The sequence below is a fragment of the Flavobacterium sp. EDS genome, from assembly GCF_020991525.1.
Taxonomy (GTDB): Bacteria; Bacteroidota; Bacteroidia; order Flavobacteriales; family Flavobacteriaceae; genus Flavobacterium.
This window is the reverse complement of the sequence record NZ_JAJMOZ010000051.1, coordinates 1-507: the sequence shown is the minus strand read 5'-3', so window position 1 is coordinate 507 and position 507 is coordinate 1. Positions and strand designations below refer to the sequence as shown.

The following is a 507-nucleotide window of genomic DNA, read 5'->3' as shown; positions in this document are numbered from 1 at the left end:
ACCAGCATGGACAACTGCTCCAACTGCGCTTGATGTTACTCTTGAATGTAGCGATACTGCTGGATTAACAACTGCACAAGCGAGTGCCCCAGTTGCTACTGATAATTGTGGTGGAACAGTAACGTATACTAAAGTAAGTGGAACTTTTGCCCAAGGCAACTGTGTAAACTCTGGAACATATACTAATACCTGGACAGCTACTGATGTTTGTACTAATATATCAACTGTATTTACACAAGTAATTACTATTCAAGATACCACTGCTCCTACTTGGACAACGGCTCCAACTGCGCTTGATGTTACTCTTGAATGTAGCGATACTGCTGGATTAACAACTGCACAAGCGAGTGCCCCAGTTGCTACTGATAATTGTGGTGGAACGGTGACTTATACTAAAGTAAGTGGAACTTTTGCCCAAGGCAACTGTGTAAACTCTGGAACATATACTAATACTTGGACAGCTACTGATGTTTGTACTAATATATCAACTGTATTTACACAAGTAAT

1 protein-coding gene is annotated in these 507 nt (G+C 40.6%); it reads left to right on the top strand.

Features of this window, described 5'->3' with window-relative positions; genetic code table 11:
- The coding region (locus LPB87_RS20630) for a hypothetical protein (protein WP_230729229.1) at nt 1-507 on the top strand (507 nt) is incomplete at both ends.